Genomic DNA, 12521 nt, shown 5'->3' with positions numbered 1-12521 from the left:
CTTCCGATAATGGTCCGGACACAACGCCGCGGGCCCTTGCGCCGCAAGGGTGCGGCGCAGACCATGGAGGAGTCGATGCAATTCACGCAAGCGATCGTTCGCCGTCCGGCACCGTCGTGTGGCGCGGGCCTGACCACCGCCGCACTCGGCGCACCCGACTACGACAAGACGCTTACGCAGTTTCATGCGTATTGCGACGCGCTGCGCACGCTCGGCGTCGCGCTGACCGAGTTGCCGCCGCTGGACGCGTTCCCCGATTCGCACTTCGTCGAGGACGTCGCGGTCGTGACGCCGGAATTCGCGGTGATCACGCGCCCCGGCGCCCCTGCGCGGCGCGGCGAGACGGTGCATATCGAAGCGGCACTCGCCGCGCATCGCGACCTGCTGCCGATGCAGGACGGCCGTCTCGACGGCGGCGACGTGATGCTGGTCGGCAAGTGCTTCTACATCGGCCTGACGGGCCGCACCGACGCCGAAGGCATCGCCGCGTTCGAGGCGCTGGTGTCGCGCTACGGCTACTCGGTCGTGGCGGTACCGGTCGGCGCGGGGCTGCACCTGAAGTCGGTCGTCAACGCGCTCGGCGACGACACGCTGCTCGTGACCGAAGCGCTGGCCGCGCATCCGGCGTTCGCCGGCTATCGCCGGATCACGGTCTCGGCCGCTGACGAATACGCGGGCAACACGCTACGCGTGAACGGCACGCTGATCACGCCGGCCGGTTATCCGCGCGTTCACGATGCGATCGCGTCGCTCGGCATGCCGCTGCACGTGATCGACACGAGCGAGTTCCGCAAGATGGACGGCGGCCTGACTTGCCTGTCGCTGCGGTTCTAGCCGATTGGCGCGCGGCCGCTTCGGCCGGATAATGTGGCCCCGCGCGGACGAGGACACGTTCCGCGCACCAGCCACGACCGACCGGAGCGAACGCGGATGACCGACAAGAAGATGCAGCTCGACAAGATCGATCTCCGGATCCTCGACATCCTGCGTACCGACGGGCGGATTTCCTACCGGAAGCTGTCGGAGCGCGTGAACCTCACGCCGCGGCCCTGCCAGGCGCGTGTGGAACGGCTCGAGGCGCTCGGCGTGATCGAAGGCTACCGCGCGGTGATCAAGGCGCCGCGCGCGACCAAGCCGATCGTCGTGATCGCGCAGATCGTGCTGGCCGACCACGGGCGTTCGCAGGCGCCGTTCGAGGACGAAATGCGGGCGAATCCGGCCGTGCTCGATTGCTGGCTCGTCAGCGGCACGTTCGATTTTCTGGTGCGGCTCGCGTGCGAGGATCTCGACGAGTACCGGCGGATCGCTAACGTGTGGCTGGAAAGCCCGCGATTCCGGATCGAGAAGATCGTGACGACGGCCGAACTGCAGGCGATCAAGCGCAGCGTCGTGTGATGTGCCCGGCCGGGCAGGACCCGGCTCGACGCGAATGACCAGGCCAATCGATTCGCATCCCGAATCAATAAAATTGGCGGAAGAGGCCGGAACCAATCAGGGTGAACACTATGGATGCTATGCAAGCGGCAGTGGAGACGGCTGCGCCGTCCGGGACGACGCTCAAGCGCCGTCTGCAGGGCCGCCACATCGCGATGATCGCGATCGGCGGCTCGATCGGCACGGGGCTGTTCGTCGCGTCGGGCGCGTCGGTTGCGCAGGCGGGGCCGGGCGGGGCGATCGCCGCCTATATCGCGATCGGGATCATGGTCTATTTCGTCGTCACCGGGCTCGGCGAGATGGCGGCGCTGATGCCGGTGTCGGGCTCGTTCGCGATCTACGGCGAGAAGTACGTCGACGAAGGCTTCGGCGTCGCGCTCGGCTGGACCTACTGGTACAGCTGGGCCGTGACGATCGCGATCGAGCTGGTCGCCGCGCAGATCGTGATGCGCTACTGGTTTCCGGCGGTGCCGGGCATAGGGTGGGGCGCGGGCTTCCTCGTGCTGATCTTCCTGCTCAATACGCTGTCGGTGCGCGGCTTCGGCGAATCGGAATACTGGTTCTCGCTGATCAAGGTCGTCACCGTGATCGCGTTCATCGCGGCGGGGCTGCTGATCGCGGCCGGCGTGCTCGGCAGCGGGCATACCGGCAGCGGGCATACCGGCACCGGGCATCCGGTCGGCTGGCGCAACTTCACGACGGGCGACGCGCCGTTCGTCGGCGGCGTGCACGCGATGATGAGCGTCGCGCTGATCGCGGGTTTCTCGTTTCTCGGCACCGAGCTGGTCGGGATCGCGGCCGGTGAATCGGAAAATCCGCGCAAGACGATCCCGCGCGCGGTGAAGCAGATCTTCTGGCGGATCATGCTGTTCTACGTGCTCGCGATCTTCGTGATCGGCCTGCTCGTGCCGTACACCGACCCGAACCTGCTGAAGAGCGACGTGACCGACATCGGCGTGAGTCCGTTCACGCTGGTGTTCAGCCATGCGGGCTTCCCGCTTGCCGCCGGCGCGATGAACCTGGTGATCCTGACGGCCGTGCTGTCGGCCGGCAATTCCGGCACCTACGCGGCGACGCGGATGCTGTACAACCTCGCCGCGGAAGGGCGCGCGCCGGCGATGTTCGCGACGCTGTCGCCGGGCGGCGTGCCGCGCAACGCGCTGTACGCGACGATGGCCGTCGGCGGGCTGTGCTTCCTCACGTCGCTGACCAACAACCAGCGCATCTATCTGTGGCTGTTGAACACGGTCGGCATCACGGGCTTCATTGCGTGGCTCGGCATCGCGGTCTGCCATTACCGGTTCCGCAAGGGTTTCCTGAAGCAGGGCTACCGGCTCGACCAGTTACCGTACCGCGCGAAGTGGTTCCCGTTCGGGCCGCTGTTCGCGATCGCGATCTGCATCGTGATTTCGCTCGGGCAGGACTATCAGGCGTTCTTCGCGGCGCGCATCGACTGGATGGAAGTGCTGTCGATCTATATCTGGATTCCGCTGTTCGTCGCGATCTGGTGGGCGTATCGCCGCGCTCGCAAGAGCCGGCTCGTGCGCTACGAGGAGATGGAGATCGGGCCGTGGCTGGCGCGCGCGGTCGACGGGGCGGCGGATGCGCGCGAGTCGTCGCGCGGCGCGTAGCGGGCGGGCCGCTCGCGTGACGGCCGGCCGCGGGCCGCGATAACATCGCGATTCGCACGGCGTGCTGCCCGGGCCGGTGGCATGCCGCGCGTTTCCCGATCGATTTCGCGTCCAGCACACAACATGACAACCCAGCCGAACCGCGTTTCCTCCCCGTCACTTGCCTCCCGCGCCAGCGTGCGCGAGATCGCCGATGCCGTGCGCGCGGCCGGACGGCGTGCCGTCGACGTCGCCGACGACGCGCTCGCGCGTCTCGCGGCGATCGCGCCGCTCAATGCGATGGTGCACGTCGATGCCGAGCTGGCCCGCCGCACGGCCGAGCGCATCGATGCCCGCGTCGCGCGGGGCGAGGCGCTGCCGCTCGCGGGCGTGCCGTTCGTGATCAAGGACAACCTCGATACCGCCGCGATGCCGACGCTCGGTGCGAGCCCGGCGCTGGGCGGCTATCGCGCAACCGGCGATGCGCAGACCGTACGGCGCCTGCTCGAAGCCGGTGCGGTGCCGCTGGGCAAGGCGAACATGCACGAGCTCGCGTTCGGCATCACGAGCGGCAACGGGCATTTCGGCGCGGTCGGCAATCCGCATGATCCGCAGCGCATCGCCGGCGGGTCGAGCGGCGGAACGGCGGCCGCGGTCGCGGCCGGCATCCCGTTCGGCCTCGGCACCGACACGGGCGGCTCGGTGCGCATTCCGGCCGCATTCTGCGGCGTGTACGGGCTGCGGCCGTCCGCGCAGCGCTATTCGCCGCATGGCGTGCTGTCGCTGTCGCCCACCCGCGATACGGTCGGGCCGATCGGCCACGGCATCGACGATTTGCTGCTGCTCGACGCCGTGCTGACGCGCGACGACAGCGTGGCCGTCGCGCCGGAATGGCCGCAGTTGCGTATCGGCGTACCGGGCGCGCCTTACTTCGACGCGCTCGACCCGGGCGTTGCGGCCCGCATCGAACACGCGCTCGCGTCGTGCGTGGCGGCCGGCGCGACGCTCGTGCCGCTGCCGGCGATGCCGCTGCACGACGCGAGCGAGGCCTGCGGCCTGCCGATCGTGGCGTTCGAGGCGAACCGGTACTGGCGCCGCTTTGCGGCCGAGCGGCTGCGCATTCCGTTCGAGACGTTCGTCGAACGGATCGCGAGCGACGACGTGCGCGGCATCTTCCGGTCACTCGTCGAAGCGCCGGTCGAGGCCGACGCCTATGCGGAAGCGATCGTGTGCCGGCAGCGTCTCGTGCACTGGTACGACGATGCGTTCGGCGCGCCGGTCGACTGCATCGCGATGCCGACGGTGCCGGGCGAGCCGCCGTCGCTCGGCGATACCGCCGCGATGACGCCCGATCAGGGCGCTGCGCTGTTCGCGCGCGTCGTGCGCCAGACGTCGCCGGCGACACTCGCCGGCGTACCGTCCGTATCGATCCCGGCCGGGCTCTCCACGCGGACGGGGCTGCCGGTCGGGCTCATGCTGGAGGGGCCGTGGGGCAGCGACCGGCGCCTGCTCGCGATCGCCCGCCGGATCGACGCGCGGCTGCGGGATCGCGCAGCGGCCGCCTGAGCCGCGGTCGCGTTCAGGCCAGATAGGCCTTCATGAAGTCGACCCACGCGCGCACCTTTTGCGGCACGTGCGTGGTCGACGGATACAACGCGTAGACGGCCTGCGGCGGAAACCGGTAGTCGGGCAGTGCGTCGACCAGCGCACCGCACGCGAGGTCGTCGCGCACGAGCCATTCGGGCAGCAGCGCGACGCCGCTGCCCTGGCGCGCGAGCACGCGCAGCACCGACGCGTTGTCGACGACGACGCGCGGCTTGGCGCCGGGCCGGAAGGCATGCGGGTTGCCGTCGCGGTCCGTGAGCGTCCAGGTGGCGATGCGCTCGAGCCGCGTATGCCCGAGCTGTGGCAGGCGCGCGAGCACGTCGGGCGAGTCGATGCGGGACAGGCCCGCGGCGGCGAGCAGCGACGGCGCGATCACGGGCCGCACTTCGTAGGTCGCCAGGCACGCGCCGCGGTAGGGCAGGTCCTGGAACTGCTCGAGGCGCCCGAGGCGAATCGCGACGTCGACGCGCTCCCGCACCAGGTCGACCTGCGCCGCATGCGTCTCGAGCCGCACGCGCAGCGCGGGATGGCGCTGCATGAACGCATGCAGCGCGGGCGCGACCACCATCGTCCCGTACTCGACCGTCGACGTCACGCGCAGCACGCCGTGCATCCCGCCGTGCTCGCTGCGGGCGTCGTCGATCGCGCTCTCGGCTTCCTCCAGCACGCGCAGGCAGCGCGCATGGAAGCGCTCGCCCGCGTCGGTCAGCTCGACGCGCCGCGTCGTGCGCGTGAACAGCGTGACGCCGAGTTCGGCTTCGAGCTGCTTGATGTTGAAGCTGACCGCGGCCCGGGCCTGATTCAACTGGGCGGCGGCGGCCGTAAACGACCCCGCTTCCACGACGGCGCGGAAGACGGCGAAACGATCGAGACTCACCATGGCGTGTCGGCTGCTTTCCGGAAAACCGACATGTTGCCCTGATTGTCAAAATTTTTCGACCAGTCTTGCCGTCCGGACGGTCTTATCGACGCGCGCGTCGAACCTTACACTGCGGCGTTTCGTTCGTCTTCCGCCACATGACCGATCGCTCGAAAATCGCCGCCGTCTACCTGCTCGGGTTCGCGATCGACCTCGCCAACATGTTCGTCATCAACGCCGCGTATCCGACGATCCAGCGCGAGCTGCACGCATCGGTCGCGCAGCTGGCGTGGATCGGCAACATGTACGTGCTCGGGCTGACCGTCGTGATCCCGCTCGGCACCTGGCTGGCGCGGCGTTTCGGCGAGCGCCGGCTGCTGATCGCGTCGCTGGTGCTGTTCGCGCTCGGCAGCGTCGGTGTCGGCCTGTCGGCGTCGATCGGCGCGCTGCTCGCGTGGCGCCTGATCCAGGGGCTCGGCGGCGGGTTGCTGATCCCGGTCGGGCAGACGATGGCCTATCGCGCGTATCCGCCGGATGCACGTGCCCACCTGACGTCGATCGTGATGATGGTCGCGCTGCTCGTGCCCGCCTTGTCGCCGGCGCTCGGCGGCGTGATCGTCGATCGCGCGTCGTGGCGGGCGATCTTCTTCGGCATGGTGCCGCTGGCCGCCGCGACCAGCGTGCTCGCGTTCGCGTGGCTGCCGCCGGACGCAGCGGGCGAACGTCCGCCGGCGCTCGATGCCCGCGGCCTCGCGTTGAGCGCCGTGGCGCTGGTCGCGCTGCTGCTCGGCCTGACGTTCGCGGGCCAGCCGGGGGGCGGCCGCCTGGCGATCGCGCCGCTGTCGGTCGCGCTGGTCGCCGGTGGCGCGTACGTCGCGCATGCGCGGCGCGCGGCGGCCCCGCTGCTCGACCTGCGCCTCGTCGCGCAGCCGCTGCTGCGGATCGGCTTGATCGTCTATCTGTGCGTGCCGGGCGTGTTCACCGGCGTGAACCTGGTCGCGGCGCTGTACCTGCAGAACGCGCTCGGGCTCAGCGCGACGCATACGGGCGCGCTGATGGTGCCGTGGGCGATCGCGTCGTTCGTCGCGATCGCGACGACGCGGCGCTGTTTTCCGAAGTGGGGCGCGAAGCCGCTGTTCATCGGCGGGATCGCGATCGACGCGATCGGCATCGTGCTGCTCGCGACACCGCTCGCTGGTTTCGAGGCCGGGCGCGTGCTGGCTTTCGTCGCGATGGGGCTCGGCGCCAGCATGTGCACGAGCACGTCGCAAAGCGCGGCGTTCCTCGACGTTACCGCCGCGCGGATGGGCGACGCGAGCGCGCTGTGGAACATCAACCGGCAGTTGAGCTTCTGCCTCGGCGTCGCCGTGCTGGGCAGCGCGCTGAATTTCCTGCTGTCGACGCAGGGCGACGACGCGCGGCTGTCTTACCAGCAGTGCTTCGGTCTGGCCGCGTTGCTGACGCTGCTGCCGCTGCCGTTCGTCGCGCGCCTCGCCCTGCACCGCGCGCCTGCCGCGCGACCGGTTTCCCAACGTACGCAAGTGTCGAAATGAATCCGTCCAACCCGTTTTTCCAGGAAGTGGTCGACGCGCACGTCGACATCGAGCAATGGCTGTCCGGCCACGCGTCACGCGACGCGCTCGCACCGCTGATCGCGCGTTTCTCGCGGCGTTTCTCGATGATTTCGCTGCAGGGGCATGCGCTGGATTTCGCGGATATCGACGTCCTGTTCTCGCGCGGCCACGGCGCGCGTCCCGGGCTGCGGATCGCGATCGACGAACTGCACGAAGTGAGCACGTGGCAGGGCGGCACGGTGATTGCCTATCGCGAGACGCAGGTCGACGGAGCGGGGCGGCGCACCGTGCGCCGTTCGACCGTCGTATTCGAGCGCGACGCGAACGGCCGCATCGGCTGGCTGCGCCTGCATGAAACACCGGTGACGGGCTGACCGTCGCCGCCGCGCCCGCCGCCGCGTGCCTGGCGGCGGGCGTATGGAGTCCGAGCGGCACCTACGAGCAGAAACCTGAGAGATGACGATAACAACAATCGAATCCGCGCGCCGCGACGGCGCGCGGCAACAACGCGTGCGCGGCCGGAGGTGCGCATGACGGCGCCCGGGTTCACCGATGGGGTGGCGGCGCTCGTGCGCGATACCGAGGTGCACAAGGATCTTTACCTGTCGCCGCGGATCTTCGAACTGGAGATGCGCCACCTGTTCGCGAACACATGGGTGTACGTCGGCCACGTCAGCCAGATTCCGGACACCGGCGACTACGTGACGACGACGATCGGCGCGGAGCCGGTCGTGATGGTGCGCCACGTCGACGGATCGGTGCGCGTGCTGCACAACCGGTGTTCGCACAAGGGCACGCAGCTCGTGACCGACGCGTGCGGCAACACGGGTACGTTCTTTCGCTGTCCGTACCACGCATGGTCCTACCGGACCGACGGCAGCCTCCATGCGATTCCGCTGCGGCGCGGCTACGACCAGACCGGCTTCGAATCGTGCGAGGCGAGCAAGGGCATGCAGGCGGTCGGCGCGACCCAGGAGCATCGTGGGTTCGTGTTCTGTCGGCTGAACCCGGAGGGCGTCGGCTTCCACGACTATTTCGGCGCAGCGCTGTCGTCGCTCGACAACCTGGTCGACCGCTCGCCGGAAGGGCGCGTCGAAGTGGCGGGCGGCGTGTTCCGGTACGTGCATGCGTGCAACTGGAAGATGCTGGTCGAGAACCAGACCGACACCTGTCACCCGATGGTCGCGCACGAGTCGTCGGCCGGCACGGCCGTGCGCGTCTGGGAGCGTGACGGCATGGAAGGCGCGAAGCCGATGGCGGTGGAACTGCTGGAGCCGTTCATCCAGCCGCATGCGTTCTTCGAGCGGATGGGGCTGCGCGTGTGGCCCAACGGGCACGGTCACACCGGCACCGCCGATTCGATCCATGCGCGCTATACGCCGATTCCCGGCTACCACGAGAAGATGACGGCGGCGTACGGCGAAGCGCGCGCGGCCCGCATTCTCGGCGAGGTGCGCCACAACACGGTGCTGTTCCCGAACGCGATGGTGAAGGGGCCGATCCAGATCCTGCGCGTGTTCAAGCCGCTTGCGGCCGACCGCACGCTGGTCGAATCGTGGTCGTTCCGTCTCGCGGGCGCACCCGATTCGATGTTCGAGCGCACGCTGGCCTACAACCGGCTGATCAACGCGCCGACGTCGATCGTCGCGCACGACGATCTCGAGATGTACGAACGCGCGCAGCGTGGCCTCGCCACGCAATCGCGCGACTGGGTGCATGTGGGACGGCTGTTCGATCCGCACGAGCACATGCACGCGACGGCCGAGACGAACGGCACCAGCGAGCTGCAGATCCGCAACCAGTTCCGCGCGTGGCTGCGCTACATCGCGCCCGCTTCGACGAAGGAGGCCGCCGATGCGCACGTTTGCCCACGATGAACTTGCCGCGTTCGTGTATCGCGAGGCGCGTCTGCTCGACGAGCGGCGCTACGAAGAGTGGCTCGCGCTCTACGCGGACGACGCGCGCTACTGGATGCCGTTGTCGCCGGATCAGCCCGACTCGGTGCTGCACGGCGCGCTGATGGACGAGGACCGGCTGCTGCTGCGCATCCGCATCGAGCGTCTGGCCGGCCGCCGCACGTTCTCGCAGCAGCCGGCGAGCCGCGGCCATCATCTGCTCCAGCAGCCGCACGTCGAGCGTGCCGACCCGGCGCGCGGCGTGTACGTGTTGCGCACGCCGTTCCATTACGTCGAAGCGCGGCGCGACGAGCAGACGCTGTTTGCCGGCTGGTACACGCACGAACTCGCGGTCAGCGGCGACGCGTTGCGCATCCGCGTGAAGCGCGTCGACCTCGTCAACGCCGATGCGCCGCTCGGCAGCATCCACCTGCCCGTGTGAGCGCGGGCTCGCGCTGCCGGTTTCCTTCCCTGGTTTGGTCCCGATTCCATGAACGCCCCTGAACGCCTGCCGCACACGCTACCGTACATCGACACGCTGTACGACTATGGCGCTTTCCTGTCCCGTACCGGCGGCCGTGTCGGTACGCTGGCGGCCGAAAGCGCGCGCGATGCGCGAATCGCGATCGTCGGCGCGGGCGTCGGCGGGCTCGTCGCGGCCTGCGAACTGCTGCGCGCCGGTGCGCGGCAGGTCGTCGTGTTCGAGGCGAACCGGGCGCGCGTCGGCGGACGCCTGCTGACGCAGTCGATCAATCCCGAGCATCCGCACCTGCTCGCCGAAATGGGCGCGATGCGCTTTCCGCCGTCGCAGGCGGCGCTGTATCACTACCTGGACCGGTTCGGCGTCGACAGCGCATCGGCGTTTCCCGATCCCGGCATCGTCGACACGGAGATCCACTATCAGGGCCATGCGTACCGCTGGCCGGCCGGCGAAGCGCCGCCGGCGCTGTTCGAGCGTGTCGACCGCGGCTGGCGCGCGTTCATCCGCGACGGCGTGCGGCTCGACGACGGCACGTCGCTACCGGCGCCGGCCGAACTGACGGCGCTGCTGCGCGCGCATCGCTACGACGATGCGCGGTGCGGCTGGCAGCAGTACATCGACCGCTTCGGCGACGAGTCGTTCTATTCGGCGATCGTGAAGATCTTCACCGGCGCGACGCCGCCCGGCGGCGTTCGCTGGCGCAAGAGCGAGGACCTGCGCCTGTTCGGCACGCTCGGCATCGGGTCGGGCGGCTTCCAGCCGGTCTATCGCGCGTCGTTCCTCGAAATCCTGCGGATCGTCGTCAATGAGCTCGAGGTCGACCAGCGACTGATCCCGGCCGGCATCTTCGCGCTCGCGCAGGGGCTGCTGGACGACGGCGCCGACGGCGTGCGCGTGCGCGACTGCATCGTTCACGCAGCGGTGCGCGGCGTGACGAAGCAGCCCGACGGTACGCTTGCGCTTGCACTCGACGACGGGGCGACCCGCGTGTTCGATCGCGTGATCGTCGCGACGACGACGCGGGCGATGCAGGTCGGCATGGGGATGACGGGCATCGCGAACCTGTTCGCCCCGGACGTCGTCCGCGCGATCAACGAGACGCATATGGTCAGCTCGTCGAAGCTTTTCGTGCTGACCCGCGACAAGTTCTGGCTCAAGCACGGGCTGCCGCACAACATCCAGACCGACACGCTCGCGCGCGGCATCTACTGCCTCGACTACGCGCCGGACGATCCCGACGCGCACGGCGTCGTGCTGATCAGCTACACGTGGGAAGACGATTCGCACAAGATCCTGTCGCTGACCGACAAGATCGTGCGGTTCAAGCGCCTCGTGGCCGAGATCGGCGTCGTGTCGCCGGCGTTCGCCGCGCATCTGCGCCCGCTCGACGACGATTACGCGCGCAACGTCACGAGTCACGACTGGCTGTCGGACCGTTACGCGCTGGGCGCGTTCAAGCTGAACTACCCGGGCGAGGACATCCACTCGCAGGCGCTGTTCTACCAGTTCCAGACGGCGGCGGATCCGTCGTCGGACCGCGGGATCTATCTGGCCGGCTGCTGCTGTTCGTTTACGGGCGGCTGGATCGAGGGCGCGGTGCAGACCGCGATCAATGCGGCGAGCGCGGTGATCCACAGCCTCGGCGGCACGCTGGCCGACGGCAATCCGCTCGACGCGATGCGCAGCCGCTATCGATATGGCGATTGAACGGCGCCGTTACCGGTCGAGCTCCGGGTAGTGCCGGAAGATCCCCATGTCGTTGAACGGGATGCGGCGCGCCGACGCGAGATAGCGCGCGACGGGCGGATGCCGCGCGACGCGATCGTGCAGCGCGACGAGCGCCGCGACTTTCCGCTCCGCGCGTTTCATCGCCTTCGGAAACGCATAGCGCAAGCCTTCGATCAGCTGGAACATCGACAGGTCCGCGTAGCTGAGAGCGGTGCCCGCGATGTAGCCGCTGCCGTGCGGATTCTGCCCGAGCACGCGATCGAAGTAGCCGAGGAATTTCGGCAGCCGGTTCTCGATGAAGTCGGCCGCGCGCTCCGCGGCTTCCGCCTTCTGGTCCTCGTAGTAGAGGCAGCTGGCGATCGGGTGATGCGTGTCGTGGATCTCGGTGACGAAGTCGGCGACGGTCAGCTGGAGCTGGTGTACCCACAGCCGGCCGGCTTCGTCGTCGGGCGCGAGCCCGAGCCGCGCGCCGAGAAACAGCAGGATGTTCGCCGTCTGCCCGACGACCACGTCGCCCGCCTTCAGGAACGGCGGCGCGAACGGCACGCACTCGGCCTTCGTGTTGTCCATCATGCGCATCATCGCCGACACGCCCATCCCGCGCCCCGATTCGCGTGCGACATCGACATAGTCGGCTTCGGCCGCCTCGAGCGCGAGCCGCACGTACTCGCCGCGGCCCTGGATCTCGGGCCAGTAATAGAGTTCATATCGCATGCTGTTGTCCTGTTCGTTGAACCGGCTGCCGCCGGCCTCGTGACGACCGGGCGGCCGCGCGCCGCCCGTTGCGAATAGACAGTCTAGGCGATCGAACGAAAAGCGCCGTGCGCGGCATCATGCGTCGCGTGCGCGCTCGCCGCCTTCCGGGCCGTGGAAGAACACCCGGGTCGAGAAGTCGTCGGAGAAGCCGACGAAGCGATGCGCCGCATGGGCGGGGACGAACAGCGTGTCGCCGGCCGCGACGCCGCATTCGCGCCCGTCGACGACGAAGCGCGACGTGCCGGTCGCGATCACGTCGATCTCGTCGCGCGTGTGCGGCGTCTGCCCGTCCTCGACGCGCGGCCGGTACGGCTCGACATCGCGCGTGCCGTGGCGAAACAGCGTCGTGAACAGCGTGCCTTCGTCGTCGAGGCGCGCAAGCGATTCGTTCAGGCCGAGCTTCATCGTGGCGGGCTCCGGGTCCGGATCGTGAGGGAACGTGGCTTGCGCCATGGTAATGCGGGTGCCGATATGTCGAAACGCCGCGCCAGTCGCGAGCGCTCCACCGGCGAAACAGGCGCGCGATTCGCTCGCCGCAGGTGAAACAAGATCGTCCATCGGCGAAACGGCGCGGCGATC

12 protein-coding genes are annotated in these 12521 nt (G+C 68.9%); 9 read left to right on the top strand and 3 right to left on the bottom strand.

Going from position 1 to position 12521, the window contains the following annotated elements; genetic code table 11:
- Positions 1-75 precede the first annotated feature (75 nt).
- From AC0KUR_RS01475 to iaaH, 4 genes are all read left to right on the top strand, one after another.
- Positions 76-834 (top strand): dimethylarginine dimethylaminohydrolase family protein, encoded by a 759-nt coding sequence (locus AC0KUR_RS01475; protein ID WP_034185982.1) that lies wholly within the window; start codon positions 76-78, stop codon positions 832-834.
- Positions 835-930: 96 nt separating this feature from the next.
- Positions 931-1395 (top strand): Lrp/AsnC family transcriptional regulator, encoded by a 465-nt coding sequence (locus tag AC0KUR_RS01470; RefSeq protein WP_049028515.1) that lies wholly within the window; start codon positions 931-933, stop codon positions 1393-1395.
- 110 nt (positions 1396-1505) lie between these two features.
- Entirely contained in the window at positions 1506-3065 is a 1560-nt protein-coding gene (locus tag AC0KUR_RS01465) for an amino acid permease (RefSeq protein WP_473375243.1), read from the top strand.
- 123 nt (positions 3066-3188) lie between these two features.
- Complete coding sequence (iaaH, locus tag AC0KUR_RS01460; RefSeq protein ID WP_473375242.1) at positions 3189-4610, top strand: indoleacetamide hydrolase; 1422 nt, start codon at positions 3189-3191, stop codon at positions 4608-4610.
- 13 nt (positions 4611-4623) lie between these two features.
- Here iaaH and AC0KUR_RS01455 read toward each other — a convergent pair whose 3' ends face one another.
- Positions 4624-5529 (bottom strand): LysR family transcriptional regulator, encoded by a 906-nt coding sequence (locus tag AC0KUR_RS01455; RefSeq protein WP_034185800.1) that lies wholly within the window; start codon positions 5527-5529, stop codon positions 4624-4626.
- Between the two features lie 137 nt (positions 5530-5666).
- On the opposite strand from AC0KUR_RS01455, the gene AC0KUR_RS01450 reads away from it, so the two are divergent.
- From AC0KUR_RS01450 to AC0KUR_RS01430, 5 genes are all read left to right on the top strand, one after another.
- Entirely contained in the window at positions 5667-7061 is a 1395-nt protein-coding gene (locus AC0KUR_RS01450; RefSeq protein ID WP_473375241.1) for an MFS transporter, read from the top strand.
- Positions 7058-7456, top strand: a complete 399-nt coding sequence (locus AC0KUR_RS01445) for a DUF4440 domain-containing protein (protein ID WP_473375240.1) — start codon at positions 7058-7060, stop codon at positions 7454-7456. Before AC0KUR_RS01450 ends, AC0KUR_RS01445 begins: the two co-directional genes overlap by 4 nt.
- A gap of 156 nt (positions 7457-7612) precedes the next feature.
- Positions 7613-8959 carry an aromatic ring-hydroxylating dioxygenase subunit alpha gene (locus AC0KUR_RS01440; protein WP_473375239.1) on the top strand — a complete coding sequence of 449 codons (1347 nt, stop codon included), beginning with the start codon at positions 7613-7615 and terminating at the stop codon, positions 8957-8959.
- Positions 8937-9419 (top strand): aromatic-ring-hydroxylating dioxygenase subunit beta, encoded by a 483-nt coding sequence (locus AC0KUR_RS01435; protein WP_473375238.1) that lies wholly within the window; start codon positions 8937-8939, stop codon positions 9417-9419. Before AC0KUR_RS01440 ends, AC0KUR_RS01435 begins: the two co-directional genes overlap by 23 nt.
- Before the next feature lie 48 nt (positions 9420-9467).
- Positions 9468-11165 (top strand): flavin monoamine oxidase family protein, encoded by a 1698-nt coding sequence (locus AC0KUR_RS01430; RefSeq protein WP_473375237.1) that lies wholly within the window; start codon positions 9468-9470, stop codon positions 11163-11165.
- A gap of 9 nt (positions 11166-11174) precedes the next feature.
- Here the strand turns inward: AC0KUR_RS01430 and AC0KUR_RS01425 are convergent, their stop codons facing one another.
- Both AC0KUR_RS01425 and AC0KUR_RS01420 read right to left on the bottom strand, forming a co-directional pair.
- On the bottom strand, positions 11175-11900 hold the full coding sequence (locus AC0KUR_RS01425; protein ID WP_069705034.1) for a glutathione S-transferase: 726 nt from the start codon (positions 11898-11900) through the stop codon (positions 11175-11177).
- 117 nt (positions 11901-12017) lie between these two features.
- Entirely contained in the window at positions 12018-12347 is a 330-nt protein-coding gene (locus tag AC0KUR_RS01420) for a cupin domain-containing protein (protein WP_473375460.1), read from the bottom strand.
- Positions 12348-12521 lie beyond the last annotated feature (174 nt).

Source organism: Burkholderia sp. YHN3-13 (assembly GCF_055810675.1).
The sequence above is the reverse complement of the archived record's forward strand: the minus strand, read 5'-3'. Positions and strand labels throughout refer to the sequence as shown.

What these genes read in the sequence shown, in the direction of transcription:
- AC0KUR_RS01440 (WP_473375239.1), top strand. Translation starts at nt 7,613, where the DNA reads ATGACGGCGCCCGGGTTCACCGATGGGGTGGCGGCGCTCGTGCGCGAT.
- AC0KUR_RS01470 (WP_049028515.1), top strand. Translation starts at nt 931, where the DNA reads ATGACCGACAAGAAGATGCAGCTCGACAAGATCGATCTCCGGATCCTC.
- AC0KUR_RS01430 (WP_473375237.1), top strand. Translation starts at nt 9,468, where the DNA reads ATGAACGCCCCTGAACGCCTGCCGCACACGCTACCGTACATCGACACG.
- iaaH (WP_473375242.1), top strand. Translation starts at nt 3,189, where the DNA reads ATGACAACCCAGCCGAACCGCGTTTCCTCCCCGTCACTTGCCTCCCGC.
- AC0KUR_RS01445 (WP_473375240.1), top strand. Translation starts at nt 7,058, where the DNA reads ATGAATCCGTCCAACCCGTTTTTCCAGGAAGTGGTCGACGCGCACGTC.
- AC0KUR_RS01450 (WP_473375241.1), top strand. Translation starts at nt 5,667, where the DNA reads ATGACCGATCGCTCGAAAATCGCCGCCGTCTACCTGCTCGGGTTCGCG.
- AC0KUR_RS01435 (WP_473375238.1), top strand. Translation starts at nt 8,937, where the DNA reads ATGCGCACGTTTGCCCACGATGAACTTGCCGCGTTCGTGTATCGCGAG.
- AC0KUR_RS01465 (WP_473375243.1), top strand. Translation starts at nt 1,506, where the DNA reads ATGGATGCTATGCAAGCGGCAGTGGAGACGGCTGCGCCGTCCGGGACG.
- AC0KUR_RS01425 (WP_069705034.1), bottom strand. Translation starts at nt 11,900, where the DNA reads ATGCGATATGAACTCTATTACTGGCCCGAGATCCAGGGCCGCGGCGAG.
- AC0KUR_RS01420 (WP_473375460.1), bottom strand. Translation starts at nt 12,347, where the DNA reads ATGAAGCTCGGCCTGAACGAATCGCTTGCGCGCCTCGACGACGAAGGC.
- AC0KUR_RS01475 (WP_034185982.1), top strand. Translation starts at nt 76, where the DNA reads ATGCAATTCACGCAAGCGATCGTTCGCCGTCCGGCACCGTCGTGTGGC.
- AC0KUR_RS01455 (WP_034185800.1), bottom strand. Translation starts at nt 5,529, where the DNA reads ATGGTGAGTCTCGATCGTTTCGCCGTCTTCCGCGCCGTCGTGGAAGCG.